At 42.7% G+C, this 26,622-nt stretch carries 30 protein-coding genes and 2 pseudogenes; 24 read left to right on the forward strand and 8 right to left on the reverse strand.

Going from position 1 to position 26,622, the window contains the following annotated elements; translation table 11 throughout:
• Nucleotides 1–78: 78 nt before the first annotated feature.
• A pseudogene (locus tag AC2JF8_RS00780) lies at nt 79–420 on the reverse strand (hypothetical protein); the annotation flags it as partial.
• 296 nt (nt 421–716) lie between these two features.
• Here AC2JF8_RS00780 and AC2JF8_RS00785 point away from each other — a divergent pair.
• Together AC2JF8_RS00785 and AC2JF8_RS00790 are read left to right on the forward strand one after the other, a co-directional pair.
• Nucleotides 717–1,781, forward strand: a complete 1,065-nt coding sequence (locus AC2JF8_RS00785) for a PucR family transcriptional regulator (RefSeq protein ID WP_500760275.1) — start codon at nt 717–719, stop codon at nt 1,779–1,781.
• Nucleotides 1,782–1,786: 5 nt separating this feature from the next.
• Entirely contained in the window at nt 1,787–2,269 is a 483-nt protein-coding gene (locus tag AC2JF8_RS00790) for a PTS sugar transporter subunit IIB (protein WP_500760278.1), read from the forward strand.
• 120 nt (nt 2,270–2,389) lie between these two features.
• On the opposite strand, the gene AC2JF8_RS00795 is transcribed toward AC2JF8_RS00790, so the two are convergent.
• Nucleotides 2,390–2,998 carry a KpsF/GutQ family sugar-phosphate isomerase gene (locus AC2JF8_RS00795; RefSeq protein WP_500760281.1) on the reverse strand — a complete coding sequence of 203 codons (609 nt, stop codon included), beginning with the start codon at nt 2,996–2,998 and terminating at the stop codon, nt 2,390–2,392.
• A 159-nt stretch (nt 2,999–3,157) separates the two neighbouring features.
• On the opposite strand from AC2JF8_RS00795, the gene AC2JF8_RS00800 reads away from it, so the two are divergent.
• The 7 genes from AC2JF8_RS00800 to AC2JF8_RS00830 are packed head-to-tail and all read left to right on the forward strand — an operon-like array spanning nt 3,158 to nt 8,133.
• Complete coding sequence (locus tag AC2JF8_RS00800; RefSeq protein ID WP_500760282.1) at nt 3,158–3,640, forward strand: PTS sugar transporter subunit IIB; 483 nt, start codon at nt 3,158–3,160, stop codon at nt 3,638–3,640.
• A 15-nt stretch (nt 3,641–3,655) separates the two neighbouring features.
• Entirely contained in the window at nt 3,656–4,402 is a 747-nt protein-coding gene (locus AC2JF8_RS00805) for a PTS mannose/fructose/sorbose/N-acetylgalactosamine transporter subunit IIC (RefSeq protein WP_500760285.1), read from the forward strand.
• A gap of 10 nt (nt 4,403–4,412) precedes the next feature.
• On the forward strand, nt 4,413–5,237 hold the full coding sequence (locus tag AC2JF8_RS00810) for a PTS system mannose/fructose/sorbose family transporter subunit IID (protein WP_500760288.1): 825 nt from the start codon (nt 4,413–4,415) through the stop codon (nt 5,235–5,237).
• A gap of 11 nt (nt 5,238–5,248) precedes the next feature.
• Nucleotides 5,249–6,181 carry a phosphoglycerate dehydrogenase gene (locus AC2JF8_RS00815; RefSeq protein ID WP_500760290.1) on the forward strand — a complete coding sequence of 311 codons (933 nt, stop codon included), beginning with the start codon at nt 5,249–5,251 and terminating at the stop codon, nt 6,179–6,181.
• 1 nt (nt 6,182) lies between these two features.
• Nucleotides 6,183–6,593, forward strand: coding sequence for a PTS sugar transporter subunit IIA (locus AC2JF8_RS00820; protein ID WP_500760293.1), 411 nt, complete (start codon nt 6,183–6,185; stop codon nt 6,591–6,593).
• A 2-nt stretch (nt 6,594–6,595) separates the two neighbouring features.
• On the forward strand, nt 6,596–7,498 hold the full coding sequence (locus tag AC2JF8_RS00825; protein WP_500760295.1) for a dihydrodipicolinate synthase family protein: 903 nt from the start codon (nt 6,596–6,598) through the stop codon (nt 7,496–7,498).
• Nucleotides 7,499–7,500: 2 nt separating this feature from the next.
• Complete coding sequence (locus AC2JF8_RS00830; protein ID WP_500760297.1) at nt 7,501–8,133, forward strand: beta/alpha barrel domain-containing protein; 633 nt, start codon at nt 7,501–7,503, stop codon at nt 8,131–8,133.
• 90 nt (nt 8,134–8,223) lie between these two features.
• Here the strand turns inward: AC2JF8_RS00830 and AC2JF8_RS00835 are convergent, their stop codons facing one another.
• Nucleotides 8,224–8,742: an LURP-one-related/scramblase family protein gene (locus AC2JF8_RS00835; protein ID WP_500760300.1), complete on the reverse strand. Its 519-nt coding sequence runs from the start codon at nt 8,740–8,742 to the stop codon at nt 8,224–8,226.
• 12 nt (nt 8,743–8,754) lie between these two features.
• Nucleotides 8,755–9,630: a Cof-type HAD-IIB family hydrolase gene (locus tag AC2JF8_RS00840; protein ID WP_500760303.1), complete on the reverse strand. Its 876-nt coding sequence runs from the start codon at nt 9,628–9,630 to the stop codon at nt 8,755–8,757.
• Between the two features lie 160 nt (nt 9,631–9,790).
• Between AC2JF8_RS00840 and AC2JF8_RS00845 the strand changes: the two genes are divergently transcribed.
• From AC2JF8_RS00845 to AC2JF8_RS00865, 5 genes are all read left to right on the forward strand, one after another.
• Complete coding sequence (locus AC2JF8_RS00845; RefSeq protein ID WP_500760306.1) at nt 9,791–10,486, forward strand: uracil-DNA glycosylase; 696 nt, start codon at nt 9,791–9,793, stop codon at nt 10,484–10,486.
• Nucleotides 10,487–10,497: 11 nt separating this feature from the next.
• Nucleotides 10,498–11,487: a phosphate acetyltransferase gene (gene pta / locus AC2JF8_RS00850; RefSeq protein WP_500760308.1), complete on the forward strand. Its 990-nt coding sequence runs from the start codon at nt 10,498–10,500 to the stop codon at nt 11,485–11,487.
• Nucleotides 11,484–11,960 carry a tRNA (adenosine(37)-N6)-threonylcarbamoyltransferase complex ATPase subunit type 1 TsaE gene (gene tsaE, locus AC2JF8_RS00855; RefSeq protein WP_500760310.1) on the forward strand — a complete coding sequence of 159 codons (477 nt, stop codon included), beginning with the start codon at nt 11,484–11,486 and terminating at the stop codon, nt 11,958–11,960. The genes pta and tsaE overlap by 4 nt, the downstream gene beginning before the upstream one ends.
• A 161-nt stretch (nt 11,961–12,121) precedes the next feature.
• Nucleotides 12,122–12,364 (forward strand): hypothetical protein, encoded by a 243-nt coding sequence (locus tag AC2JF8_RS00860; RefSeq protein ID WP_500760312.1) that lies wholly within the window; start codon nt 12,122–12,124, stop codon nt 12,362–12,364.
• Between the two features lie 13 nt (nt 12,365–12,377).
• A complete protein-coding gene (locus AC2JF8_RS00865; protein WP_500760315.1) occupies nt 12,378–13,142 on the forward strand; it encodes an SLAP domain-containing protein in 765 nt (254 codons plus the stop codon).
• Between the two features lie 112 nt (nt 13,143–13,254).
• Here the strand turns inward: AC2JF8_RS00865 and AC2JF8_RS00870 are convergent, their stop codons facing one another.
• Nucleotides 13,255–13,788, reverse strand: a complete 534-nt coding sequence (locus AC2JF8_RS00870) for a 3'-5' exonuclease (RefSeq protein WP_500760317.1) — start codon at nt 13,786–13,788, stop codon at nt 13,255–13,257.
• A 101-nt stretch (nt 13,789–13,889) separates the two neighbouring features.
• Between AC2JF8_RS00870 and murB the strand changes: the two genes are divergently transcribed.
• From murB to AC2JF8_RS00910, 8 genes are all read left to right on the forward strand, one after another.
• Nucleotides 13,890–14,801, forward strand: a complete 912-nt coding sequence (gene murB / locus AC2JF8_RS00875; RefSeq protein WP_500760319.1) for a UDP-N-acetylmuramate dehydrogenase — start codon at nt 13,890–13,892, stop codon at nt 14,799–14,801.
• Nucleotides 14,802–14,806: 5 nt separating this feature from the next.
• Nucleotides 14,807–15,667: a diadenylate cyclase CdaA gene (gene cdaA, locus AC2JF8_RS00880; protein ID WP_500760321.1), complete on the forward strand. Its 861-nt coding sequence runs from the start codon at nt 14,807–14,809 to the stop codon at nt 15,665–15,667.
• The gene (locus AC2JF8_RS00885) at nt 15,664–16,644 is read left to right on the forward strand and encodes a CdaR family protein (protein ID WP_500760324.1); all 981 of its coding nucleotides are present in this window, start codon (nt 15,664–15,666) and stop codon (nt 16,642–16,644) included. The genes cdaA and AC2JF8_RS00885 overlap by 4 nt, the downstream gene beginning before the upstream one ends.
• Nucleotides 16,645–16,666: 22 nt before the next feature.
• Complete coding sequence (gene glmM, locus AC2JF8_RS00890; RefSeq protein WP_500760327.1) at nt 16,667–18,019, forward strand: phosphoglucosamine mutase; 1,353 nt, start codon at nt 16,667–16,669, stop codon at nt 18,017–18,019.
• Nucleotides 18,020–18,655: 636 nt separating this feature from the next.
• Nucleotides 18,656–18,832: a hypothetical protein gene (locus AC2JF8_RS00895; protein WP_500760329.1), complete on the forward strand. Its 177-nt coding sequence runs from the start codon at nt 18,656–18,658 to the stop codon at nt 18,830–18,832.
• Nucleotides 18,829–19,458 carry an ATPase gene (locus AC2JF8_RS00900; protein WP_500760331.1) on the forward strand — a complete coding sequence of 210 codons (630 nt, stop codon included), beginning with the start codon at nt 18,829–18,831 and terminating at the stop codon, nt 19,456–19,458. Before AC2JF8_RS00895 ends, AC2JF8_RS00900 begins: the two co-directional genes overlap by 4 nt.
• A 503-nt stretch (nt 19,459–19,961) precedes the next feature.
• Nucleotides 19,962–21,392 carry an SLAP domain-containing protein gene (locus AC2JF8_RS00905; RefSeq protein ID WP_500760334.1) on the forward strand — a complete coding sequence of 477 codons (1,431 nt, stop codon included), beginning with the start codon at nt 19,962–19,964 and terminating at the stop codon, nt 21,390–21,392.
• A gap of 174 nt (nt 21,393–21,566) precedes the next feature.
• Complete coding sequence (locus tag AC2JF8_RS00910; protein WP_500760337.1) at nt 21,567–22,526, forward strand: helveticin J family class III bacteriocin; 960 nt, start codon at nt 21,567–21,569, stop codon at nt 22,524–22,526.
• Between the two features lie 173 nt (nt 22,527–22,699).
• Here the strand turns inward: AC2JF8_RS00910 and AC2JF8_RS00915 are convergent.
• Nucleotides 22,700–22,984: pseudogene (locus AC2JF8_RS00915) on the reverse strand (IS3 family transposase); the annotation flags it as partial.
• A gap of 3 nt (nt 22,985–22,987) precedes the next feature.
• Complete coding sequence (locus AC2JF8_RS00920) at nt 22,988–23,206, reverse strand: hypothetical protein (RefSeq protein ID WP_500760339.1); 219 nt, start codon at nt 23,204–23,206, stop codon at nt 22,988–22,990.
• Nucleotides 23,207–23,513: 307 nt separating this feature from the next.
• Between AC2JF8_RS00920 and AC2JF8_RS00925 the strand changes: the two genes are divergently transcribed.
• Nucleotides 23,514–24,095 carry an aggregation-promoting factor C-terminal-like domain-containing protein gene (locus tag AC2JF8_RS00925; RefSeq protein WP_500760342.1) on the forward strand — a complete coding sequence of 194 codons (582 nt, stop codon included), beginning with the start codon at nt 23,514–23,516 and terminating at the stop codon, nt 24,093–24,095.
• 3 nt (nt 24,096–24,098) lie between these two features.
• Nucleotides 24,099–24,767, forward strand: coding sequence for a hypothetical protein (locus AC2JF8_RS00930; protein ID WP_500760344.1), 669 nt, complete (start codon nt 24,099–24,101; stop codon nt 24,765–24,767).
• Nucleotides 24,768–25,625: 858 nt separating this feature from the next.
• Here the strand turns inward: AC2JF8_RS00930 and AC2JF8_RS00935 are convergent.
• Nucleotides 25,626–26,600: a helveticin J family class III bacteriocin gene (locus tag AC2JF8_RS00935; protein WP_500760345.1), complete on the reverse strand. Its 975-nt coding sequence runs from the start codon at nt 26,598–26,600 to the stop codon at nt 25,626–25,628.
• Between the last annotated feature and the right edge of the window lie 22 nt (nt 26,601–26,622).

A 26,622-nucleotide genomic window follows, 5' to 3' on the forward strand; every position in this document is an offset into this window, starting at 1 on the left:
TTATCCTATCAACCTAAAATACACCTTGAGCGATGCTTTGCGGCACCATTCAGGTGTATTTTGCTTTTCAATAAAAAATTAGAGCTGGACGCTGTACTTGCCACCAATCGGCGGAAACGTTGGCAGGCGCAGGGGCGTGGTGTGCCACTGGGTGAAGAGCGTTGCGCATAGCAATATAAAGGGCACGTCCTCCGGGCGCGCGATGTCGCAAGTGAGGACGACGCCGACCTTTTTAACGTCGGTCTTGACCATGGCCACCTTCTTGAACCCGGCTAAAAATTTATAACTGCCCTTTTTGATGCTGCCGGTAACGATATAGTTCAGCCTCGTGATGTAAAAGAGGTTGGTGGCGGGGCTGTTTAAGCGCTTGACCTTGACCAGGGAATGGTTAACCACATCGATGGTATATGAGGCAATCACGCTGCGGCTTTTTGCATGAAAAATTTTGGTGACAGTGAATTAGGTGAAAAAATGTAGCTGCTCTGAACCAGTGTAGGTACCATTTGTAGTTAATAAACCCTTACTGGGCGATAATCATTCATATCAGTCATGTCCATCATGCAGAAGTAGAGAACGATGATATAAATTTCTTTTACCAGTCATACTGAAATTAAATCTTTTGATATGGTATACTGTCATTGTAAATTTTACCGATAATATAATTACATTTAATTAGGGAACCAATAAGTGTCTCAAATTAATAGTGGAAGTAAAACATGAATTTAAAAGCTATTTTTCAGGATTTCGAAAAAGTGGTTAAGAAGAATTCGAATATTTCTATCAGTCTGTTTGACTCCAGGGGTCAATTGATTGACAGTAGTCAAGAGGATACTTCAGATCTTAATTTAAGCAATTTACGAGATAATAATACGCATGTTGTTGTATATCGAGTTGAGATTTCAGATAATTTTTACGGGTATTTGGTAATTAAGACAAAAGAAGTGTACGAGTATCTAAATGAGGTTGGTTCTGTTCTTTTTGAAACTTTTAAAACCAGGATTGAACTTGAAGCCGAAAAACGTCAGCGAGATAGGATACTTTCGACCAATGAAAAACTTATTGAATCAATTATATATAATAACAATATTACCGTTAGTCTGAATTTGATGAAACAGGTATTGTTAAAGAATGATGTGTTTCGAATTCCTATTATTTGTCTTAGCTCAAAGTCATTCAATGGAGATGTACTGATTAACCTAAAGTATAAGATAAATGATAATCAAACTTTTTATTCAGAAATAAGCTCTAATACCATCGCCTTGTTTATGCATCTTAATAATAAACAATTTGACGGTTATGAAGATTACCTAACGTCAATAATTAAAGAACTTGAAGAATGGGGATTGGATCACACCACCTTTTATATAGGAACACTGGTCAATAATATTCATGATTATGAGCAAAGTTACCGCCAAGCTCTTTGGTTAAAAGATTATATATCTGCCGAAAGTGGCTCTATTCTGTTTTTTAAGGATTATTATCTGACTTACTTAATGCAAAATACTGAATTGTCATATGTAGCCTTTAATAATTATATTGACAACATAAAACAACAAAATATTGACTTAAAGGAAGTTAAAAATATATTGGAAAATTTGTCAGAGAGTGATTTTAATCTATCACAAGCTGCAAGAAAAATGTATATTCATAAGAATACGCTTTTGTACAGGATAACCAAACTCGAGCAAGATGTTTTTGGCTTTAATATCCGTAATAACTTCAAAAACAAAGTTTTTGTTTGTTCTTTTTTGGATTACATCGAATATATAAGAATTGGGTAGAGAAAATGTCGTTAAAAGTTAAATTAGTTCGAGTTGATGATAGGTTGCTGCACTCAACAATTGTTTTAACGTGGAGTAGGTTTTTAAATATAAACTGCTTTTTGATAGTGGACAATAATAACCATATCAATGATTTTTACTACAGTATTTTGAAATTAGGTATTCCCGAGGGTAAAGAGTTAAAAATCGTTTCGAATACCTCGTTAAATAATACTCTAGATGAATTAAGTCAATCAGATAAAAAATATAATATTATTTTGGTTTTTAGTTCATACGAAACCTTATTGGCTTCTGTTAAAAATGGTATGCAATATTTAGACGTTCAAATCCCATACAGAAGCAGTAGGTTAACAGTTTCTGGTCTTGAGAAGCAATTTGGCACTAAAGATTTAGATTTGCTCAGAAAGTGTAAAAAGGAAGGAATTAGATTCTACTTTCAAACCACGCCATATGAAGAAAGAAATTACGGTCCGTTTAATAAAATTTAGGTTTAATTGATTAATTTATTTGCTCCAATAACAGTTCCTCCATAAATAATTTGATAAAAATACCACTAATTCAGTAAGTTTAACACTGAACGAGTGGGTTTTTTTTGCATTAAATTGAATTTATTTGATATTACCAAAAAGTTTTTTCCCTAATGCTCCCCCCGGATGAAAACTTGCAAAATCTTTTTCATTAAATCCTTTAGCTTCAGAGAGCGCACATGCTAAGGCATCCCCGACAACTAATTCTGCAGTTGAACTTGAAGTTGGTGCAAGATTAAGATTATCAGCTTCTCTATCAACGTGAACCAACAAACTGTAATTGCATTCATTCACCAAAGTTGAATTATTGTTTCCCGTCATCGCGATAGTTTTTGCACCAATTTTTTTAATAAATTTGACCGGTATCAAAGTTTCCTTTGTTTCACCACTGTTTGAAATTATAAAGACAACATCGTTTTTAGTAATCATCCCTAAATCTCCGTGCATGCTTTCAGTAGCATGCACGAATAAAGACGGTATTCCTAGACTGGAAAAAGTTGCTGCAAGCTTTTGACCTATATGTCCGGTCTTGCCAACTCCCATGAAGACTATTCTTCCTGTGGATTTTTGACAAACATCAAATACCTTATGATAGTCTTCCTGGTATGTATCTACTTGATGATCGATTTCTTTTAGGGCTTTCATCTCTGTATTAATAACCCTATGAACAGTTTCAATATAATTAGTCATTGTGTAGCCTCCTATTTTTGCTTTAGTGCAAGCATAAACTTAGCTTGAAGAATAGTATTCGTACAAATGAACAAATAATACCCGTTAAATTTGTATCTTTTTATGTATCATATGTAAGCGTATTCATATATTGTTAAGGCAGTTAAGGAGGAAAAGAAAATGTCAGTAAAATTAACGAGAGTAGATTATAGAATGATTCATGGACAAGTAATTACGAGGTGGATCAAGCAATGTGATATTAACGAAATTGATGCTATTGATACACCACTAAGTGAAGATGAATTTATGCAGGAGGTGTTCAAGATGGCAGCACCTGCAGGTGTAAAAATAAATATATTTTCTGTACTAGATGCAATTAAAGCTCAAAAAGAAGGTCAATTTGATAAAAAGCGCTGTCTTCTATTGTTTAAAACAGTTCCTTCTATTTATGAAGCTGTCATTGGTGGTCTTAAATTAGAAGAGATACAAATTGGTGGTTTAGGAGGCGGTGCAGGTAGGAAAGCCGTTAATAATGCAATTACCCTTAATAAGGAAGATGGGGAAAAACTTAAGGAAATGGAAGATAAGGGAATACATATCTACCTTCAAACCACTCCAGATTATCCATCGGTAGAATTAGATGAAGCTTTAGCAAAGCTATAGCAGGGAGGTAAAAAAATGGTTATAAAAGCTATCTTAGTCGGAATATTATATTGGCTTGGAATGGGCAGGGCCGAGTACTATGTTGCTTACGCCCTGAGAAAGCCGGTCGTAACGGGAACTTTAATCGGCTTGATTTATGGTGATATTCAAGCTGGGTTGCTTTATGGCGCAACCATTCAGTTGATGTGGATGGGTGGAATTGAGGCTGGTGGCAATATTCCAGCTGACCAAAGTCTCGCAACATGTATTGCTGTACCCGCAGCAATTTTAAGTGGTATTAAGCCGGGAGCAGCAGTTGCTTTAGCGGTACCATTTAGCGTTTTAGGGGTTTTAATTAATAATTTACGCAGAACATTCAATTCATTCTTTAATACGAGAGTCGATAAATTAATCGCAGAAAAACGTTATGATTCAGTTGATATGTGGGAGTTTTTAATTCCCTGGGCTTGTAACTTTATCCTTTACTTCACGCCCGTCTTCGTCGCAACCCTATTTGGACCAGCAGTGCTGAAGGCATTTGTTAATGTGATACCAACTTGGCTAATGAACGGTCTAAATAATGCGGGTATGATGCTACCGGCACTTGGATTTGCATTAACTATTGTTGTTATGGGTAAGAAGAAATACATTCCGTTCTTTGTTTTAGGCTACTTCATGTTTGCCACGATGAAATTTTCAATGTTAACGGGAGCTGTTTTTGCAATTTCTATTGCTTTGATTTTCTCACTTCTAAAGCAAAACGATGATGTTGAAACGAATTAGGAGAAGTAAAATGGATAACAGTGTCACACAAAATAAAAAAATAACCAAGTTAGACATAATTAAAGCTTGGGCAAAGTGGTGTCTAGCAGTTGAAGTACCAGTTAGCTTTGATCGTATGCAGGCTTTGGCGTTTAGTTTCTCGATGAGTCATATTCTTAAAAAGGTTTACCAAGATGATCCTGATGAATATCAAAATGCAATGATGAGGCACGTGCAGATGTTTAATACCAATTGTGATTGGGGCAGCATCATTCACGGCATTACAATTTCTTTAGAAGAGCAACGGGCACAAGGAAATACACACGTCACACCCGAAATGATTGAATCCTTAAAAGTTGGCCTTATGGGGCCGCTGGCTGGTATTGGCGACAGCGTTGATCAGGGCATTGTAGCAACTATTCCGCTTGCAATCTTTGTACCTATGGCTCTCAAAGGGGCGGTTTGGGCAGCATTTGTTCCGGGAATAATCTACCTTGTTTGGAGTTACGGCTGGTCGTACTTTTTGATTAATCAAGGCTACAAATTGGGTAGAAACTCCGTAATGAAGCTCTTGAAGTCGGGTCTTCTTCAGCGCGTGATAGATGTTGCAAGTATAGTTGGATTATTCATGATTGGATGTTTGTCCGCATCATATGTAAAGTTCCCAATTGCTTTAAAGGCCGGAGGAGTAAGTATACAGCAAATTTTTGATCAAATACTCCCGGGAATGTTGCCGTTCATGTTGACTATGGCGATGTATTTCTACATTGACAAGAAGGGGCCCAAATTCATTCGAATTTTAGTTGTAACAATGATTCTGGCAATCGCTTTGACGGCTGTTGGAATTATGGCTTAGAAAGGAACGTTATGAAAATTTTAATTACTCCCCGTGGCTTTGCAAATGTTGGTAATGCTTACATACGAAAAATGAGGGATGCCGGGTTTACCGTTGACTATAATCAATCGGGAAAACAGTATACCTTTGAACAATTTAAGGAGAAAGCTCAAGATGTCGAAGGAATTATTGTTGGCGTTGACAAAATCAATAAGGAGTTGTTGGATGCTTCTCCCAATTTAAAAGCAATTTGCAAATTTGGTGTTGGAGTAGATAACATCGATTTAGTTGAGGCCGAAAAGAGGGGAATCAAAGTTGGCAGAACCGTTGGTTCAAATTCAAATTCAGTAGCTGAACATGTATTATCCTTTATGCTGGCTGAAGCCAAAAACTTATTTGACACTTTCACTGAAGTTAAGGCAGGGAAGTGGGAAAAATTTACTGGTACTGAAATTGAAGGAAAAACTTTAGGAATTGATGGCTTTGGTGCTATTGGAAAAATCTTGGCACGCAAAGCAAGCAGTTTGGGGATGAAGGTATTAGTCAATGATATTTTTGATATTAATTCTGAAACACAGAAAGCTTTTGGAATTGAACAGGTATCCTTTGAGGAGTTGCTAAAAGAATCTGACTTTCTAACTTTACACTTGCCACTAAATGAGAAAACCAGAAACACTATTGATGCCGCTGAATTGAGCAAAATGAAGCCGAATGCCTGCTTGATTAATGCCGCTAGGGGTGGAATTGTTAATGAAGATGCATTGCTAGATGCACTGAAAAACAACCAAATTGGTAGTGCCTACTTTGATGTTTTTAGTACCGAACCGCCCGAGGTAGGAAATGAATTATTAGCGCAACCTAATTTTTACTTAACCTCTCATACTGCGGCTAGAACTAAAGAAGCTGAACTTAGAACTTGTGCTTATTCAACCGATTTTATATTAAAGGAATTAAAGGATAAATAAAGTGGCTATTAAAATTATTGTTGCAACACACGGCAATTTTGGTAAGGAACTAGTTAAGTCAGCCGGAATGCTTGCAGGTGACACGTCAAGTATTGAGTCCCTCTCCCTGATGCCAGGTATGTCATTCGAAGATTTTGTTGAGCAGGCACAAACCGTTTTACAAAGCATAAAGGAAGAGCAAATATTATGTTTTGTCGATCTTTTTGGTGGAACTCCCTCAAATACAATGACGGCATTAACTAGAAAATATCAAATGAAAGTGATAACTGGTCTTAGCCTGCCAATGTTAATTGAGGTCTATTTAAAGGTACAAAGCGGTGAAGATGATTTGGATAAATTAACGCAAACTGCTTTGGCAGTAGCCAGTGATGCCGTTGTGGTTACTAATGAAAAATTGAAAGAGAATGTATAAATATGTTTAATGGAATTATCACACCAATCGTTACGCCTTTTAAAAGCGATGAGAAGCAAGTAATTAATTATAGGGCAACTGATCAGTTAATTGATTATTTGATTGGTAATGGTGTTAACGGTATATTTCCGCTGGGAAGCAATGGTGAGTTTACAATGCTTCTAACTCAGGAAAGAATTGAATTTGCCCAGCATGTAATAGAATACGTCAATCATCGCGTTCCTGTTTACGTTGGTACGGGTGCATGCAGTACCAATGAAGCAATTTATTTATCAAAAAAAGCTGAGGAATTGGGTGCAGATGCACTTTCAGTCATTACACCATATTTCTTTAAGCTCAGGGATGAAGATATCTTTAATTACTATAAAGCAATTGCTGAAAATGTTAAAATTCCTATCGTTTTATACAATATTCCAGGTAATACGCAGAATAATATCGCACCGCTGGTTTTGGATAAACTCGCAGAAATACCTAACATTGCAGGCATAAAAGACAGTAGCGGTAACTTAGATACTATCGATGCGTATTTAACCGTGGTTAAAAAACATGATAATTTACATTTTTTAATCGGTTCCGATTCAAAAATATCTTATGCAATTGAACGGGGTGCATCTGGTGCTATTGCCGGTACTAGTAATTTATTAGCTCAAAATTTAGTGGCTCTTTATAAGGCTTTAAAGAGGGGAGATGTAAATAAGGCAAAGTTAATGCAGGAAAGTTTGAGCCCTCTAAGAAATGTTATGCATAAAGCTCCAGTACCCGTCGTTTTAAAGCGCGCTGTGACGATTGCAGGTATTGCTGATGTTGGTGATGCGAGAAAACCTGAATCAGTTCCAGGTAAAGGTCTTAATCAGGAAATCAAAGATATGGTAGCTAATTATCAAATTAATTTGGGAGGTAAGTAAAAATGCGGAAATTTGATTATGTAAAAAGAATTTTAGATAGTTGTGCATTAGCCGTAGTCAGAGCGCCAAAAGAAAGAGTGCTGGAAGTAGCACAAGGAATTAGTCAAGGTGGGGTTGACGTCATGGAGATTAGCTACACCAATAATGATGCCCCGTTGGCAATTGATTTAGTCCATGAAAAACTGGGAGACAAGGTTCTCGTTGGTGCGGGAACGGTTTTGGACGCACAAACGGCGAGGGATGCCATTTCACATGATGCAGGCTTCCTATATTCCCCAATCTTTGATCAGGGTGTTGCAGAAATTGCAAATGAATATCAGATTCCTTATGCTGCAGGTTGTACTACTGTTTCTGAAGCCATTACAGCTATGCGAGCAGGTGCGACTTTCATTAAAATGTTTCCATATTCCGGTATTGAAGGACCAACAGTTATTAAGACAATAAAAACGCCGATTCCGTGGATGCCAGTTCTTCAGTCAGGCTCCATTAATGCTGCTAATTTACACGAGTGGCTCGATGCTGGTGCGGAGGTTCTTGGTATTGGTGGAGCATTGAATAAGGGAACAATTTCTGATATTGCACAAAGCGCAGCCCAAATACGTCAGGTAATATCTAATTATCGGCATAATAAGTAAAATCAGGTAATAAATCCCATCAGCACCAAAATACACCTTGAGCGATGCTTTGCGGCACCATTCAGGTGTATTTTGCTTTTCAATAAAAAATTAGAGCTGGACGCTGTACTTGCCACCAATCGGCGGAAACGTTGGCAGGCGCAGGGGCGTGGTGTGCCACTGGGTGAAGAGCGTTGCGCATAGCAATATAAAGGGCACGTCCTCCGGGCGCGCGATGTCGCAAGTGAGGACGACGCCGACCTTTTTAACGTCGGTCTTGACCGTGGCCACCTTCTTGAACCCGGCTAAAAATTTATAACTGCCCTTTTTGATGCTGCCGGTAACGATATAGTTCAGCCTCGTGATGTAAAAGAGGTTGGTGGCGGGGCTGTTTAAGCGCTTGACCTTGACCAGGGAATGGTTAACCACATCGATGGTATATGAGGCAATCACGCCATTGCCGTCGGCATAAAGGCGCCCAATTTCTTTTTGGTTCACTTGCCTTAGGTAAAGCGTGTGATTGGGGTTGTCCAAGTTGCCCTGGATGATATACTGCATCTTGCCCTTTTCATTAGTCACAGGAATCTGCCCGTATTCTCGTTCTTGCGTTAGTTCTAATAAATAGCGCATTTAAGCACCTCCTCATTCATTTTTGTTCATGCGAATAAATTTCTGCAAAATATAGGCTACGCCGTCGTCATTATTAGATTTGGTTTCTACTTGGGCAAGTTCCTTAATCGCGGGCACGGCATTGGCCATCGCTACGCCAGTGCCTGCTGCTTCGATCATGCTGGCGTCGTTTAAGTTGTCGCCAATTGCCGCGATCTCTGATTTCTTGATGCCTTTTTGGCGGGCGTAATCGAGTAGTGCCGGCCCCTTTTGCGCATGGACGTCGTTGATTTCAATGTTGGCCGCTGCGCTCGCGGTCACGGCTACCCCGCCGAGTGCCGCAATCTCTTTTTTAGCCGTGGAAAAGGCCTCAGGACCACGGGCATCAAAGGCAATCATCTTCATAATTTCAAGCTGCGGATCACGCAGCAGCTCGTCGTAGTCCTTGACCGGGGTCATGCTGAGCATGGCGTTGCTGCCAGCAGAAGTGGCCACCGCTTTTTTAAAGGGAACGTCAGGGTTAAGGGCCACCAATGAACGCGCCAGATTGACTACGCGCTGGCTGATGTCATGCGAATAAATGTGGTCCTCCGTCACGATTTCAAAGTAAATGTGATGCCGCTTGAGAATCGCTGCTATTGCCCGCGCCTTTTTGCTTGCGAGCGCGTGCTTGACCTGCAACTGGTCATTTGTATCATAGACCAATGCACCGTTAATGTTAATAAATCCGGTTTTCAGACCGCAGCTTCTGATTATTGCGCGCGACTGTCTGGGGGCCCGGCCCGTTGCTACCAGGAATTCAATCCCGCTTTTCTGGGCTGCCCGGATGGCCGCAACGTTGGCAGCCGATACCGTTATATCGCTGTTGAACAGCGTTCCATCCAAATCGCATGCTACTAATTTAATCAAGGATAAGATAGCTCCTTTCCCTTCAGGTACGATTGTTTTGTTTTTAGTAAAAATTAGGTCATACTGCCCGTCAAAAAAGCATTTAAATCTGGCAGTTTCTTTTCACCTGTAATCAATTTCATGATACCATAAAACTACTGAAAGCGAGGCAGTTCGAATAATGAAAAAGTTTATTGGCAACGACTGGGATGAAGTTTTAGCCCCTGTCTTTAAAAGTCCCGAATACCAGGAATTACGCGCGTTTCTCAAGCATGAGTATGCGTCTAAGCAGATTTTTCCCGATATGTATCATATTTTTACGGCCTTTAAATTAACGCCCTTTGCAAAAACCAAGGTAGTAATCCTGGGGCAAGATCCCTACCACAATCCGGGGCAGGCCACGGGCATGAGCTTTTCGGTAATGCCGGGCGTAAGCTTGCCGCCGTCTTTGCAGAACATCTACCAGGAACTGTACGACGATGTGGGCTGCATTCCCGTTAATCACGGCTATTTAAAAAAGTGGGCCGACCAGGGCGTGCTGCTGTTAAACGCGGTCTTGACCGTTCCGTATGGCCATGCAAACGGTCATCAGGGCAAGGGCTGGGAACGGGTTACGGATAGCGCTATCAAGGCGCTGAGTGCGCGGGGCCAGGTTGTCTTTATTCTGTGGGGACGTTACGCCCAGAACAAAATGCCCCTGATCGACCAGGAGCGGAATTTTGTGATCAAGTCGCCTCATCCTAGCCCCTTTTCCGCCGATCGGGGCTTCTTTGGCTCCCGGCCCTTTTCCAAGTGCAATGCCGCGTTAAAAAAATTTAACAAGATCCCGATTGACTGGCAGCTGCCAGAGCATGTCAATCAGACAGATTTAGCTTAGTTAGGAGCAATATGAGCGTTTTTGGGTTATTAAAAGAGCAAGTAAAGAAGTCCGGTTCAAAACTTAGAATCGTTTTTCCCGAGGGGGGCGACGTCAGGGTTTTAGAAGCGGCCGCCAGACTAGCAGAAGAGGGCATTCTCAAACCGTTGTTGCTGGGCGATTCGCAGCAAATCAAGGCAATGGGCAAACGGAACAATCTTAGGCTGGGGGACGTGGCAGTTGGTTTAGACACGCAGTGCCCACCAGACGAAATGGTGCAGGCATTTATCCAGGCCCGGGGGAAAGACCTTGCAAAAGCGGACGTACGGGCAATTTTGCGTGAGCCCAATTACTATGGCACGATGATGATCAAAATGGGCCAGGCTGACGGCATGGTCTCGGGCGCTGCCCATTCAACTGCGGCCACGGTGCGCCCGGCACTGCAGCTGATTCATGCTCAGGAAGGAATGCGGCGCGTATCGGGCGGCTTTATCATGGAGCGTGGCGGTGAAAAGTACATTTTTGCCGATTGTGCAATCAATCTTGAACCCGATAGTCAAACTCTTGCGGAAATTGCGTACCAGTCGGTGCAGACGGCCCGCATGATTGGCATTGAGCCGCGGGTGGCCTTTCTGAGTTTTTCCACCAAGGGCTCGGCCCAGGGCGCGATGGTCGATAAGGTGACGGAAGCTGCCAAATTATTCAAGCAGGCTCACCCCGAGGTTAAGGCCGACGGCGAATTGCAGTTTGATGCGGCCTTCGTTCCGGCCGTTGCCGCCAGCAAGGCGCCGGAGTCGGAAGTAGCGGGACGTGCGAACGTCTTCATTTTCCCGGAATTGCAGTCGGGCAACATTGCCTATAAGATTACGCAGCGGCTGGGCAACTTTACCGCTATCGGGCCAATCTTGCAGGGTCTGGCGCGTCCCGTCAACGACCTCTCGCGCGGTGCCAGTTCTACTGACATCTATAACATGGCGATACTGACCGCCGCCCAGGCACTTGCGGAGGACGCAGCACAATGAAGTTAGACGTTAATTCCCCCTTAGAAATGAAAAAAATCGGCGGGGCGATTGCTGAGACGGCCCAGCCGCACGACCTGCTTCTGCTTAACGGCGACCTGGGAGCCGGCAAGACTACGCTGACCCAGGGCATCGGCCGGGCATTGGGAATCAAACGACCCGTCAAGAGTCCCACCTTCACGATTGTGCGCGAGTATCGTGAGGGACACCTGCCGGTCTTCCACATGGATTTTTACCGGCTTGGTGATGATGACCTGTCTTCGATTGACCTGCGCGGCTATCTGGATGAGCCCGGCCTGGTCGTGATTGAATGGCCTGAAGTGATTGCGGCGGAACTACCCGCTGATTACCTAGAGATTGTGATCAGGCGGGTTGACGACAGCTGGGATTCGACCAAGCGTGTGCTTGAACTTAATCCGCAGGGGAAGCGCAACGAACGCTGGCTAGATGATATGATGCGTTTATTTAAGAAGTAGCCCCTGCGCTGAACAGGGCAAGTTAGCTGCTCGCTTTGGATAGACAGCGGACTGATTAACTACTAAAATCAAGGCATGTATATATAACTGAGCCCCGAAAGCTGTTTGACTTGAGGGATGCAGTTCACTCTTTAACTATTTTTGATTATTGAGGCATATCAATGAAAAAAACAAAAAACTTACTTATTAACTTGGCAGCGGGACTGCTGGTAGTGGCGTCCGTGGGCGCCACGGCAACCAGTATTAGCCCGGTGCATGCGGCCGCAACGACCCAGCAAAGCCCGAACTCTGAGCAGGGCACGTTAAAGTTGAACCACAAAACCCGCATCTACAACAAGTGGGGCCAAAAGGTGTACTCCTACCGGGGGCGGTCGGGGCTTATTCAAGTATGGCAGCACGGTTAAGTATCGGGGCAAGGTGAAGGCAATAACGGATCCGCGAACCAAGCGCTACGCATTTAGGGATGACGACTGGAACTGGTTCTATCTGCCCTACAGGACCATTCGAGGCCAAGAATACTACAACATTGGTCACGGCGGCTACGTTAAGGCGGCCAACGTCAGCAAGGTTGATGGCTGCTACCTGTATACCAACGAGGTAACTTTCAGGGCAAACGCAAAGTACCCAATATTAAGAGCCGTTAACGGCAAGCCCAAGTCTACCGGCAAGGCCATCAACAAGGGTCAAACCGTGACGCTGAACGGCAGAACCTCCGAGTATCCCCTGTATGGCTACTATGAGGATGGTGATGGCGACAGCAGCGACTTTCTGATTAAGGGCAGCAATAAGGAATACATTAGCTTGGACAACGACACGTTTAGGCAAATCTTGCTGCCGTACAGCAACTTTATGCAGGTGCTGGTGACGCAAGACTCCTATATGTATACTGAAAAGGGTGAAAAATTTATTCGCCACGTTCTGCCTAATGAAATCATCCTTGGCAACAATCCCAACAAGCGGGCGGATTATGCACCTCAGGATAAAAAGGGTGAGGTTCTTCAGGTGTACAAGGGGCTTTACATGTGGGCCGGCGATGACCAACGTGTGGAATTGTTCTATCAATTGGATGATTATCAATACGGGGTAAATAAGGTAGCCGTATTTATCAAGGCGGTGAACACGAAGTATGTTTATGGCCCGCAGCTAAAGCCGGTTAATGCGGAACAGGATGTAAAAAAGTAGCTGCATGGTTTGCATAGCGAACATGCCGGGCCTAAACTGCTAGAACCCGCTAAATAATTTAACCAAAAAAGGGTCTGGAATTTTTTCCAGACCCTTTTTGCATACATCAAGCTTAAACTTGGTAGACCAGGTTCTTCAGCGCCTCATCGCCGAACTGCTCGTCCTGGGAAATCAAGATGCCGGCGCAGGCCTCGCTGTCGCTTAGAGCGTTGTGGTGGTGCCACAGGTCAACACCAAGTGCTTGCGAAACGGTGTCGAGCTTATGGTTGCGTAACTTGGGCTGAAACAGCTTGCTGGTCTGCAGGGTATCGAGCACGAAATAATGCGGTTCCTGGATGTCGTAGCGGGCCAAGCTTTGGCGCATGACGTTGGTGTCGAAACGCGCGTTGTGGGCGCACACCAGCATCCCGGGCTGAAACAGCTCCTTGATTTGGGGCCAGACTTCCGCCATGGTGGGTGCATCACGCACGTCGCTCGCCGTAATGTCATGGATCTTGATGTTTTGCGCGTCAAAGGGCATCTGCGGGTTGATCACCGTGTAGAAACGGTCGACTATCTGGTTGTCCCGCACCATTACCAGGGCCAGCGAACACGCACTTTCGGGGTGGCGGTTCGCGGTTTCAAAGTCCATTGCAGTAAAGTTCATTTTTTCTCCTTCAAAACTTAATTTTAGTATAACATAGGATGAAGCAAGTAGCCGAATGCGGTAAAATAGAACAAGACGTGTCAGTAAGGGGGACTTAAACTTTGGAACTATGTAACCTTGCAAAAGCAGGAATAGAGGTAAAAAGGCAGGTTCCGCTCAGTCGCTACTCATTTACTGAAACGGGCGGACCGGCGGAATACCTGGCTTTTCCCCGTGATCAGACGGAACTGGAAAAGCTGGTGAATGCGGCGCAGAGCGCGCAAATCCCCTTGACGGTGATTGGCAATGCGTCTAACTTGATTATTCGCGACGGCGGGGTCAGCGGCCTCGTGCTCATTTTAACCAAAATGAAGCAGATTAAAGTCAAAAACAATACGGTAACGGCGCAGGCCGGTGCCCGCATCATCGACACGGCGTTTACGGCCGCGCGCCACGGCCTCAGTGGCCTGGAATTCGCGGCGGGCATTCCCGGAAGCGTGGGCGGCGCTGTCTTCATGAACGCCGGTGCGTACGGCGGGGAGACGTCAGAAGTTTTTCAGAGCGTTAATGTTGTCACCCGTGCCGGCGAGTTCAAGACCTACACTGCAAGGGACATGGACTTTTCCTACCGTCATTCGCTGCTGCAGGAGAATGGCGACGTCGTGATTGCGGCGACCTTTGCACTCAAGCCTGGACCCAAGCGCAAGATTTTGGCTGACATGAACTACCTGAATGCGCTGCGGCGCTACAAACAGCCCCTGGAGTACCCGTCCTGCGGCAGCGTCTTTAAGCGTCCCGCCGGCCACTTCGTCGGTCCGATGATTATTCAGGCGGGCCTGCAGGGCAAGCAGATTGGCGGTGCCCAGGATTCAACCAAGCACGCGGGTTTCATCGTCAACAAGGGTGGTGCGACCGCAACGGACTACCTGGACCTGATTCACCTGATTCAGCACAAGATCCGGGCAAAATTCAACCTGGACCTGCAGACTGAGGTAAGAATCATCGGCAATCCGGATGACCAGGAGGCGAATTAACAAGCATGAAAACAATACCTACACATTTTAACTTTACAAATATTTTTACGTGGGACCACCTGTCGATTATCCTCGACATACTAATCATCTGGTTTTTGGTTTATCACCTGGTCGTGCTCATCAGGGGAACTAAGGCCGTTCAGCTTGCAAAGGGCATCGTGCTCATCTTCGTAGTGCGCATCATCGCGGGCTTTTTGCAATTACACACCACGACCTGGCTGATTGACCAGATTGTTTCGTGGTCAGTGGTCGGCATCATTATCATTTTTCAGCCGGAAATCAGACGAGGCTTGGAGCACCTAGGCCGTCTGCCGATTTTTGGCGGGCGCGAGGATAGTGAACGCGATGAATCAATCAGGTTCATCAAGGAACTGGACAAGGCGATCCAGTACATGTCCAAGCGCCGGATTGGGGCATTGATCACGATTCAGCAGGAAACCGGACTCGATGATTACATTGAAACCGGGATTAAGCTGAATGCTCACGTGACGGGGGAATTGCTGATCAATATCTTCATTCCGAACACCCCGCTGCACGACGGCGCCGTTATCATCGACAAGGACCACAAGATTGCCGTTGCGGCCGCTTACCTGCCACTGTCGGACAGCACGATGATTCCCAAGCGCCTGGGCACTAGGCACCGTGCTGCCGTGGGCGTTTCCGAGGTGACCGATGCCCTTACGATTGTCGTTTCCGAAGAGACCGGTGGCGTAACAATCACACGCAACGGCCGCTTCCTGCTGGATATGACGCGTGACGAATACATGAAGTACCTGACCGCTGAACTGGTGCCGAAGAAGAACCAGAACGACAAGTGGTACCAGAAGATTATCCGCAAGATTTGGAAGTGGGGTGCTGATCGATGAAGAGTTTTTGGAAACAGTCCTGGTTTGTCCGCCTCGTTTCGCTTCTGATAGCCGTTTTGCTTGTAATCTACGTTAACTATACGCAAGAAGGCTTTCTAACGCAGGGGCAGAGCGACCGTACCAAGCAAACCGCCAATAAGAAGCAAACAATCAAGGTGCCCTTGCAGGTTTCGGTTGATACCGATAAGTACTACGTCATCGGTTACCCGGAAAAGGTCAGCATCACGCTGGAGGGCTCGACGGCCTTGGTTACCTCGACGGTCAATACGCAGAATTTTCGGGCATATATTGATTTAACAAATAAAAGCATTGGTGAACACAACGTCAAAGTGCGTCTGACCGGAATGAGCAAACAAATTGCTTATTCCATCAATCCTAAGAGCGTTCACGTTAACATCCAGCGGCGAAAATCAACAACAATGCCTGTTCAAATAGAGTATAATAAGAGTGCTGTGGCCCAGGGCTACAAGTTGGGGCACAGCAGCGTCTACCCGCAGCAGGTTGAGGTGACCGGCGCCCGCAGCGAGGTTGAACAGATTGATCAGATTGTTGCCAAGGTTGTTCTGCCCAATGGAATCGACCATTCGTACGAGCGTCAGGTCAACCTGATTGCGGAAGACAACAAGGGCCGGCAGCTTAACGTGGTAATTGAGCCGGCAACTGCCAAAGTGACGATTCCTATTACCATTGCCAAGAAAACGGTCAAGGTGGAATTGGAACCTGAACATGAAAAGACGAGTAAAATATATTCACTGACAACCAAAAACAGTCATGTAACCTTATATGGCAGTGAGGATGCACTTGCTAAAATCAAAACTTTGAAAGTGCCAGTGGACCTGAGCGCCGTCGCTTCGTCGACCACCAAGGCGGTAGACGTTGATTTGTCAGATGGGGTTGTCAAGTCAAACCCAGGTCAGCTCAATGTGGATATCAAAGTTGAAAATGTCAATAACTCTAAAAAAGTACGTGAAAATTAAAAAGGAAGGTTGTTATTTAATAATGTTAAAATATTTTGGCACGGACGGAGTTCGTGGGGTTGCTAATCAGGATTTATCCCCTGAAATGGCGTTTAAGTTAGGCCGTGATGGCGGCTACGTTTTGACTAAAAGCAAAGCAAAGGAGGGGCAGGCACGGGTTCTGGTGTCACGGGATACCAGGATTTCCGGACAAATGCTGGAATATGCGCTGATCTCGGGGCTGCTCTCTGTGGGGATTGAGGTCTTGGAATGCGGCGTAATCACGACGCCCGGACTGTCCTACCTGGTTCGCGCCCAGGGCGCCGATGCCGGGGTGCAAATCTCTGCTTCCCATAATCCGGTGGAGGATAATGGGATCAAGTTCTTCGGCAGCGATGGCTTGAAACTGTCGGATGAAATGGAAGGCGAAATCGAGAGGCTGATTGACGCCACGGAGGACACGCTGCCGCGGCCATCGGCTGAGGGACTCGGCTCTGTGACGGACTTTCATGAAGGCAGTGCCAAGTACCTGCAGTTCATTGAAAACACTATTCCCGAAGACCTTGATGGCATCAAGGTGGTTATCGATGGTGCAAACGGTGCGGCCAGCAGCCTGATTTCACGCTTGTTTGCGGATTGCGGCGTCGACTTCACGACCATTGCCACGCACCCCAACGGCCTGAACATCAACGATCATGTCGGTGCAACGCATACCAAGAAGCTGCAGGAAGAAGTTGTCAAGCAGGGCGCACAGTTGGGGCTGGCCTTTGACGGTGATGCCGACCGCTGCATTGCGGTCGATGAGAACGGCAATGAGGTCGATGGCGACCACATCATGTACATCCTGGGCAGCTACATGGAAGCAGGCGGCCGCCTGAAGAAGAACACCATTGTTACCACCGTGATGAGCAACCTGGGCTTTACCAAGGCCTTAGAAAGACGGGGCATCAAGAACGTGCGCACGCAGGTGGGCGACCGCTATGTTTCCGAGGAAATGCGGGCCCAGGGCTACAATTTAGGGGGCGAGCAGTCCGGACACGTGATTATGAGCGACTACCACAACACGGGCGACGGCATGCTGACCGGTCTGCACCTGATGCTGGTAATGAAGAAGACGGGCAAGACACTGAGCGAGCTGCTTGCGGACTTTAAGGAGTACCCGCAGTGCCTGGTCAATGTCCCCGTCAAGGATAAAAGTGGCTGGAAGAAGCACCAGGCCATCCTGGACGTAATTAAGGAAGTCGAAGCAGACATGAACGGGGACGGGCGCGTGTTGGTGCGTCCGTCTGGCACCCAGTCGCTCTTGCGGGTGATGGCGGAAGGCCCGACCCAGGAAGAGACCGACGTGTACGTCAAACGCATTACGGACGTGGTTGAAAGGGAAATGGGCATTTAACCGGCCTAAGTTATGAAGATAATCAAAATAATTTCTGGCCTTTTAGAAGTTTATTGCAATATTAATGTTGGGATTACCACTTTTTATTAGTGAGGTTGGGGTTCTGCGCTTTCCTAATAGTGGAAATAGAACGTATGGTTAAGTATATTTAATTGGTGCAACACTATTAATTATTGGCAGTATTCTGTATGCAATTGATATTTTTACCAATCTAAAAGTGAGATTCTTAGTAATCGTTTGTTTCAGTTGTGTCATTTACAATTTGCTAGTAGATCATTTACTTTTACTTAATATGTTTAAGGTTGAGCTTCCATTGGTGGTGGAAACGTTGATAGTGGCAATAGCAGTGCTAGTGCTGGACCTCCTGAAACATAAACTGATGTTAAAACATGCTCAGTAACAGTTTGCCATATAAAATTATACTTATATTTTTTAAGTGTTTGCAAAGCAATCAATAAAAAGAGTGGGGAATTACCCGCTCTTTTTAATGTCTAAAAATTCTTGATGCTGCAAACCGAACCGGACAGTTTAATATTATGAATTTTCTCCAGATGCTATAATAAGCTTGATAAATAAAGGGAGCACTTTCATCATTACAACCATTGAATTTGGTTCACTACAGAAGAGGTAAAAATTATGATTGATCCAAAACAGTTAGATAATGATATTAAAAACATGAGTTATGATGAGATTGACAAAATGATCGACAATTCTGCTAATCAAGCCGACACCAGATTTTGGCTAGCAATTCGTGACCGGGCACTTCAATTGCGTCAAAGGCAAATAATTAATAGAAAAGACTTTAGCAGATGACTTTAGATTTTTTCATGTTTGCAGGAGTCAATGGGGCTGGAAAATCAACTTTGTATGATTCTATATTGGGTACTGATCGCCCGAAAATTAAAAATAGTAAGCGCGCTAACGCAGATGAAATTGCGCGCGACAATCACTGGGACTGGCGAAGTCCTGTAAGTAATTTGCGGGCAATGAAAATTGAAGTTAAAAACATTCGTTCTTTCATTGCTAAAAAACAAAGCTTCAACATGGAAACAACTTTAGCAGCTTCGAGAAAGACATATGTAAATATCTTAAATTCGGCCAAAACGCAGGGCTATACTACCCATCTCCTATATGTTGGAGTTAACAGTCCTGAATTAGCCAAGGAAAGAGTTAAGGCCAGAGTGGCTAAAGGTGGCCACGGAATACCTAATGAGGTCATTGTTAAGCGCTATTCGAAGTCATTAAAAAATCTGGAATTACTGGCTCCATTATTTGATAGTGTAGAACTTTATGATAATACAGATGAATTCCAAACCATTTATAAAAGAAACAACTTTAAAATAGCGATATCTGGAGCTTCGATAGAATGGGCCCAACCAAGTATCCAAGCGGATATACATGCAAATAAAGTTAAGCAACTGACTTTACACCGAAAGTAGTTAAAAAAGCACTTGGAGAGGGCAGTAAAAAAGAAACAATGTAAGTATGTGAGCTATTTAAAATGTAAAGTAATTTGATTATGCACGGGCCGTACCCCGATATTTGATTGGGGTACGGCCTACTCACGCTGCTAGCAGCGATGCTGTATAACATTGTCAATGGAATATAAAAATAACACTGTTTAAGATTACTGGACTTTTTATCACTGGTATTTTACTGCTTAATCCTTGTTTATGATCACTAACTTATCATGGGAATGCAAGGGAAATATTGGCTTCATATATTTTAAAACACAGAAAAAGTGATGAATCGTTTAATCCGTCAAATAATGAACCATCACTTTTTAGAATGTTTAGCTTAGTTGATTTCCTAAATGAATAAGCCAATCATATATCCTAGTTGTCAAATGATTGCTCTTTCTAGTTTTAACTGTCTATGCAAAGTTAATATTAATGTTCTATAATTAACGTGAAAACGTTATTTTTGTTTTTGAGGTGATTATATGAATTTAAATAAAAAAATTATTTTGGGCTCAATTGCGGGTGTTCTTGCCTTTGGCCCAGTAGTGCCGGCAGTACTGGGCTCGGGCTCTATTGTACAGGCGGCTGAAGTTGCAAACCTGAAGCTTAACCATAATTCTTATGTGTATACTGCACAAGGTCAACGTACCTATTATAACGGCAAAAAGACGTTAAAAATGGGTACGGTCGTTAGTGGTACAAACAAAACCACTACGATTAAGGGGAGTAGTTATTATCCATTGACTGGCGGAGCCTACGTTAAAGCAGGTAATGTTGGTGCTATCAATGATCAGGTACAGCCAGGCAACCTAGAATTAAACTATAATTCTATTGTGTATGATAAAAACGGGCGGCGCCTGGCCAAGTTCCGCGGCAGTAAAAAGAATACGCACTTGCGTAAGGGCACGCCGGTGAAGTATTCAGGTACAGTTGAAAAGACCGAGCGCAACAGCAAACAGTACTTCTTACTTGATGACGATAATTATAATCAGTCGTGGTTGCCGTATGAAGAAATCGGCGGCAAATATTACTACAATATTGGTGGTGGCGGCTACATTAACGCTGCCAACGTTGGTCAGATTGACAATAAGCCGCTCTACACGGCTGAAGCAACGGTAACAATTGTTGCACCTAATACTATCCAGGTTGGCTATGGCAAGGAACAAAGAGCTGTTAAGATAGGCCAAAAGGTTAAGGTAGATCGGGTTTCTTTAATACAGTACGATCCGGCGAAGGTTGCTTGCTTTCGCTTGAGTGGAACCAAAACTGGCTTCTTTGCTAAATCACTTGTACAGAAGCAGCCACGGCAAAAACTGTTAACCTATACGTATTATAATTATATTTTAAATACTGGTAATACAGATGTTTATGATATAAATGGTCAAGTTCGAACTAATTTAGGTGTAAATTTTGCCAAAGGGGATAAAATACCGGTAGATGAAGCACTTTATGTTTGGCAACCAAAGGAAAATAAGGCGGAATTATTCTACCATATAGCAAGAAATGGTGCTACGATTGATTCAGTTCAGTATGGTAAAATAACAGAAGATTATCGGAGTTATATCAAAGTAACAGGAACTAGCCATATTTCTGGTCCTCAATTAACGCCAATTAATACAGCAGAAGAGGCTAAAGCAGACGCTAAAGTGGCTACGAAGGCTGATAAGACTGAATTGCAAAAGCAAATTGATCAGGATAAAATCGTTAAGGCTAATGAAAATTACCAAAAATACGACTCTAGGGCCTATGATATGGTATTAAAAAATGCTAAAGAAATTAATGATTCACCTACTGCAAGCATTGCGGAAGTAAAGCAAGCTACCAGGCTGTTAAAGCAACAGCAGGAAAGGGTATTATTACCGCATGATCAGTTAGATTTTAATGAGACACAGGAAGATGCAATGCCAGAATAAAGGATAATTGATAATTTTAGAAAGTCCTTGGAGCAATCTGAGGATTTTTTTTAGCTTAAGCACGAACATGTGTTTGCATTAAGCGAACATATGTGCTATATTAATAGTGACTTCGAAGTCAGATTAACTTGTTCTATTACTATTTTTATTATTTTTACAGGAAGGGAAATAATTATGAGTAAAATTTATAATCCATTTATATCACAAAAATATAAATTAACTACAGGCCTAGTAAACGGACGTGGACTGTATAACAATGTTGTTCAAAAAGGGAATGTTGGTTCGGGCTATATCTATGCCTTGCAGCACCACAAAACCGATAACTATGTTTTTCGGGCACGACCACAAGATCATATTACGTATGGTGACGAGATTGTCAAGTTCTCAGGTGATTTAGCCGGGGGCCACACGCAGACTTGGGAATATGCCAATAAACCAGGCTGTTGGTTCATTGGTACTAAGGGCAAGTCAGGTTCAGGTGGCTATATGTGGGATACTCAAATTGCCCGGGTTCATATTCCATCTTTACCTAACTACACCTCAAATACACAACTGCCCCGTTTATCTCACCTAAACTTGGCTGGTGGTTTTGGCCTTGCAGGGACAGATCTTGATCGGTCAGAGGCGGCAGTATCACCAAATTACCTCTATTTCTTAGTCTCTGTCATTGACAAAGCTGGGAATGGCTACTTCTCCTTGTATTACCTAAATGATATAAATAATGCACTGGACGCAGCTGGCACCACTAACGTTAATATTGGTACTCTGCCTGTACTTAGGAGCTTTATGATTCCTGATATGACAAAATCTAATATTATTGGTTCAATTCAAGGAATTGATTTGGACGATAACCTTAACCTTTATATTTCTAGTGAGCATTCACCTAACGATGGCGCTACGCATTCAGAGCCGCGCGATATTTATAAGATTCCGTGGGGAACAACAACTCCAAGCATGTGGGAAGATGTAGATTTGAGCAATAATTACACCATTGATTTCGGTGGGTACATAACAGAACTTGAAAGTGTTCAGGTTATTGGTGAAAATCACCTTTATCTAACTGTTGCTTATCATGGATATTTAAGTGGCAAGTGGCGTACAGTAGCAAACCGCATTTATGAAGTTCAATGGTAATTTAAAGTAAGTATAGTTTCTAAATTCAGCTTTACCAATTTAATTTATTACTTTTAAATTTGACTCCGTACGGTAAAAGAAAGATTGAAAATTCAATCTTTCTTTTTTGTTGAGTAAATTATAACTAAGTATGTCGGATAAGAAGGATAGTTTGTAGATTATGATCGGGCACTTTAATTTAAGATGAATGTGGAATGATTCATATGGACATTACAAGGAGGCAGTCCTTTTAGTTTGCTTTTGATTCTTTTGGTGTTGTATTAGTCAATGTAGATGCTGATTGCTTCTTCTAGTGCAGTTAAGTCCTTGAAGTTCTGTTCAAAGCCGTAGAACATTTCCCGCTTTAAGATGCCAAAGAAGCCTTCCATCAAGTTGTCGTCCAGCGAGTTGCCCTTGCGTGACATCGACTGGTCGATGCCATGATTTCTTAGCCAGGCTTGGAATTGCAGGTGCTGGTACTATTAGCCTTGGTCTAAGAGTGCGCCATGCATGCGCCGGTAGCCATAAGTCTCGTCGCTTTCCTGGTAGAAGATGGACTTAATTGTGGCTTTAACAGCGGCGTATTTATCTGGCTGGTTCAGTCGGTGCTTGCGGGTGTCGTAATAATTTTTGCGGTTAAGGTGTAGCTTAGTAAGCAAGAGCTTTAACGGCACCTTTGGCCGCTCAGCCCGAATCTCCACGGCTGTTCTGGTTTTTTACCGGTTGGTAAGCGCGGATAGCAAGCAGCCACTTTTTTAGGGTCCAGTTGTCCAGTTCTAGGTCGGCTTTTTGCGCTTCTAGCTCAGCGACCTGACGACGCAATTGTTCTACTTCGGTTAGCTTCTTTTGACGCTTCTTTTAGTCATGGTTGGTGGTCTCTGGTCTCCCTTTAGGTTTAGGGAACAGCTCAGAATAGCCTTCAGCTTGATAAGCCATAAGCCAGTGTCTTACTACTGACCGCAAAAGATTAAAAACTGCGGCTACTTTGAGTATTCCCATGTGATGTTCATGAATGACGTGTCATATTCTATTTCCAAGGAAAATATAAGTCCAGTAGCAAATAGAAATAATGAATCACTACGGCAAATTGCTAAAGCAAATGGCGTGGATTTATCAGTAGTAGAGAGACTTAATGATGGTTTTGACCCGGACGAGTCTATTCCTAGTGGAACACCCATTTATTTGCCACAAAACGTTAGAAATGAAAACGATTTTAATGAAGGAACTATTAATGATAATACCAGTTTAGATTATGACGATGAATCATCAAATGATCTATTAAGACTTTTTGGAAATCCACCGGTAGGAAACCCTTACGCAAATGTTCCCGCAAGGATTAAGTCAAAATATTATGATAATTTAAGTAGTACCGAAAGAGCAACTAAAGTTTGGATTGCATACAATGAATCAAGATATAATTACACGGTAAGCAATGGAAATGTTTATGGTCGTTTTCAATTAACTAGATCTTATCTTAATGGCGATTATAGCAAGGAAAACCAAGAAAAGACTGCTGATCGGTATGTGAAAAATCGTTATGGGTCTTGGGCACAAGCTAAAATCTTTTGGCAACATAATAGGTGGTATTAAAGAATGAAAATATCCATGAAAAGAGTATTTAAGTTAATAATGGCCCTAATGCTGGCAGCAGTCCCGGCAACCGTAATGGCGACTCATAGTGAAATCAAGGCTGCACAAGTGTCATGGCCTAAAGATGTAACTGCTAAAGCTTGGACCAAGCGTTTAGCCAAGGCTGGTTATGTTTTCAAACTCCCCAATGCTAACAAAGGAGTTTTGTATAAAAACACTGCGGCTAAAGGCGGTAATTCATACAGTAAAAAAGTACTCCAAAAAATTGTTCGACAGAATACCCTCTTCAAAGTAACGCGGGTATCAACGGTAAAAAATTCTGTAACTGTTGATTTGGTCTCACAAGATGGCAAGTATAAGGGTTATACGAACTATGTGAATGGTATTTATAATAAAAACTTGCTTAACAAAGATCTCCAGCCGCTAATCAAGGCGGAAATAAAAGTGATTAGAGCTAAAGGTAAGAAAGCTAAAGCTAATGAACTGAAAATAGTAAATGGTTTAGCAGCTGCTTTAACTGGCGAAAATCAAAAAATAGCTCTTGCTTCAATTAAAGAGCTAAAGCAGCTCATCAGGCATAACAATGACCTTTCAAAGGTTCCAGTTCTTTTAATTGGTCGTTATCCTGGCAACTTGCTAGAATTTAATCAGATTGGCCCGGTAAAAGAATAGCCGACTATGATAAAAAATTAGCCCTTAGAGTTGGAGCTTAACTTTAGGGGCTAATTTTTTCGGTTGACTATATTTAAAACTTTATGTAACCTGTTCTGGTGTTTTAATTATCGATTTAACCGTCGTTCAATGGATTCATCAGGATACGGCACATTAAAGCCTTGCGTGGCAAGATATTGCACTATCTTTAATGCCGTAGATTTGCGCTAAGTCATAACCCTTGATGGACTAACGAACTAAACTTTGGATAAGAAGTGCTTAATTAACCAGATTGTGTTGCTCTATCCCACCTTTCTTGCATGACATGTACAGGTGTGTGCGTGGTAGATCATACCTGAGCCAAATCAACAAATACAGAAGCATTGTCCACGGTGCTAGTCTTAAAGACCTTTAACTAGTGTTCCTGATATTTGTTTGCACAAGTTTTTAAAATCGTTAGGCCACGGAACTAGTGGCACACAAAACTGAATTAGAACTTGGATAACCTAATCCTCAAAAAGATAAAGTTAACCCCTAGAGTTGGACGTTAACATTAATTTATATTCGCTAAGGCCGTATTCTGATATTCAATCGGAATACGGTATTTTTATGCAAAATTAAGCAACTAAGCTTTTAAAAATCAGAAGGCTGCATGGCTGGATAAAATGGGGCAAAAGCGCCAAAATATATCAATTGGTCTAATTGTGAAAATGGCCAGCAAGCAAAAAAGGAAAGGCTGAACTGACAGTCTTTCCTTTTGCTATACGGGTTAAAATTTACAAGGTATTTTAACTAATGTTTTCCAGCCTGCCGCGGCTGGCTTTTGGCATTACGGCATTTAATGTACATTATGTTAAGTTGCTTTCGTATAGTTAAAATTTACCATTGCACTTCAAAGATTCGGTTACGCGTTGTGGCTTTATCTGAGTTTCTGTGATAAGCAACTGTTAAATAAAGATCATTTTCACTGATTGTTTGAACACTTTCAAGTTCAGTATAATAACCTGGTATATTTAAAGCGGTTTCACCGGTTAATGCTATCTGATCCCAAGATCCCTTTTCGCTGCTTCCCCAAGGAATCTTATAAATATTTCGATCTAATTCACCTGATTTTTGACTAGAAATATAGATGTTGTTTCGATCATCTAAGTCATACCCTTGGATCGAGCCAATACCAACTTTGCTTTTTGTAATATTAGGAATAGCAAAGTAACCTAAGCAAGGAATATTGCCAATATTAACATCGGAATTTCCAGCCTGATTTAATTCACGATTAATAGTAGCTAAATTATACAGGAAGAAATAACCATTTCCCGCAGTGTCAATAGTTGCTAACAAAAATTTAGTGTGATCAGGTGAGACAGCAGCTTCTGACCGGAACAAATCTTCCCCAGTAAAAGTTTCGTTTGTAAAAACTCCCTGTGCACCAGCTTTTTTTCCAATACCTGCACGATTCAGGTAAGAAAGACGTGGCAGATTGGTATTAGTTGTATGTGTCGTTTTATCTGGAATTTGTACGCGGGCTATTTGTGAAGCCCAGGAGCGGTTTCTATTATCTCCAATTGATGTTTTCCCCTTAGTACCAACAAACCAAGCACCTTTTTGTCCAGCATACTCAAAGGTTTGAGTATGACCACCGGCAATACCAGTTAAAGTTAAAACCGTGTTCTTATTAAAGTTCATATCGCTTTGTAAGGGGGCTTTAAATACATAAGTTGTCCCCTTATATAATTGTAAAGCATAACAATTACTTTTAGTTACGTTGCCCTTTTGGACAACTCTCTGGTAAAGTCCATTATTATATTCATCTAATGTATATCTTAAGCTAACTGAAGCGAGTGATTTTGTAGTCATTTTAAAGTCCTTTCGAATAAAA

It is taken from the genome of Lactobacillus sp. CA30L (assembly GCF_059900845.1).

Bases quoted from the DNA above. Each gene is read 5' to 3' on its own strand.
- AC2JF8_RS00785 (WP_500760275.1), top strand. From the start codon at position 717: ATGAATTTAAAAGCTATTTTTCAGGATTTCGAAAAAGTGGTTAAGAAG.
- AC2JF8_RS00790 (WP_500760278.1), top strand. From the start codon at position 1,787: ATGTCGTTAAAAGTTAAATTAGTTCGAGTTGATGATAGGTTGCTGCAC.
- AC2JF8_RS00795 (WP_500760281.1), bottom strand. From the start codon at position 2,998: ATGACTAATTATATTGAAACTGTTCATAGGGTTATTAATACAGAGATG.
- AC2JF8_RS00800 (WP_500760282.1), top strand. From the start codon at position 3,158: ATGTCAGTAAAATTAACGAGAGTAGATTATAGAATGATTCATGGACAA.
- AC2JF8_RS00805 (WP_500760285.1), top strand. From the start codon at position 3,656: ATGGTTATAAAAGCTATCTTAGTCGGAATATTATATTGGCTTGGAATG.
- AC2JF8_RS00810 (WP_500760288.1), top strand. From the start codon at position 4,413: ATGGATAACAGTGTCACACAAAATAAAAAAATAACCAAGTTAGACATA.
- AC2JF8_RS00815 (WP_500760290.1), top strand. From the start codon at position 5,249: ATGAAAATTTTAATTACTCCCCGTGGCTTTGCAAATGTTGGTAATGCT.
- AC2JF8_RS00825 (WP_500760295.1), top strand. From the start codon at position 6,596: ATGTTTAATGGAATTATCACACCAATCGTTACGCCTTTTAAAAGCGAT.
- AC2JF8_RS00830 (WP_500760297.1), top strand. From the start codon at position 7,501: ATGCGGAAATTTGATTATGTAAAAAGAATTTTAGATAGTTGTGCATTA.
- AC2JF8_RS00835 (WP_500760300.1), bottom strand. From the start codon at position 8,742: ATGCGCTATTTATTAGAACTAACGCAAGAACGAGAATACGGGCAGATT.
- AC2JF8_RS00845 (WP_500760306.1), top strand. From the start codon at position 9,791: ATGAAAAAGTTTATTGGCAACGACTGGGATGAAGTTTTAGCCCCTGTC.
- pta (WP_500760308.1), top strand. From the start codon at position 10,498: ATGAGCGTTTTTGGGTTATTAAAAGAGCAAGTAAAGAAGTCCGGTTCA.
- tsaE (WP_500760310.1), top strand. From the start codon at position 11,484: ATGAAGTTAGACGTTAATTCCCCCTTAGAAATGAAAAAAATCGGCGGG.
- AC2JF8_RS00860 (WP_500760312.1), top strand. From the start codon at position 12,122: ATGAAAAAAACAAAAAACTTACTTATTAACTTGGCAGCGGGACTGCTG.
- AC2JF8_RS00870 (WP_500760317.1), bottom strand. From the start codon at position 13,788: ATGAACTTTACTGCAATGGACTTTGAAACCGCGAACCGCCACCCCGAA.
- cdaA (WP_500760321.1), top strand. From the start codon at position 14,807: ATGAAAACAATACCTACACATTTTAACTTTACAAATATTTTTACGTGG.
- AC2JF8_RS00885 (WP_500760324.1), top strand. From the start codon at position 15,664: ATGAAGAGTTTTTGGAAACAGTCCTGGTTTGTCCGCCTCGTTTCGCTT.
- glmM (WP_500760327.1), top strand. From the start codon at position 16,667: ATGTTAAAATATTTTGGCACGGACGGAGTTCGTGGGGTTGCTAATCAG.
- AC2JF8_RS00895 (WP_500760329.1), top strand. From the start codon at position 18,656: ATGATTGATCCAAAACAGTTAGATAATGATATTAAAAACATGAGTTAT.
- AC2JF8_RS00900 (WP_500760331.1), top strand. From the start codon at position 18,829: ATGACTTTAGATTTTTTCATGTTTGCAGGAGTCAATGGGGCTGGAAAA.
- AC2JF8_RS00905 (WP_500760334.1), top strand. From the start codon at position 19,962: ATGAATTTAAATAAAAAAATTATTTTGGGCTCAATTGCGGGTGTTCTT.
- AC2JF8_RS00910 (WP_500760337.1), top strand. From the start codon at position 21,567: ATGAGTAAAATTTATAATCCATTTATATCACAAAAATATAAATTAACT.
- AC2JF8_RS00925 (WP_500760342.1), top strand. From the start codon at position 23,514: ATGAATGACGTGTCATATTCTATTTCCAAGGAAAATATAAGTCCAGTA.
- AC2JF8_RS00930 (WP_500760344.1), top strand. From the start codon at position 24,099: ATGAAAATATCCATGAAAAGAGTATTTAAGTTAATAATGGCCCTAATG.
- AC2JF8_RS00935 (WP_500760345.1), bottom strand. From the start codon at position 26,600: ATGACTACAAAATCACTCGCTTCAGTTAGCTTAAGATATACATTAGAT.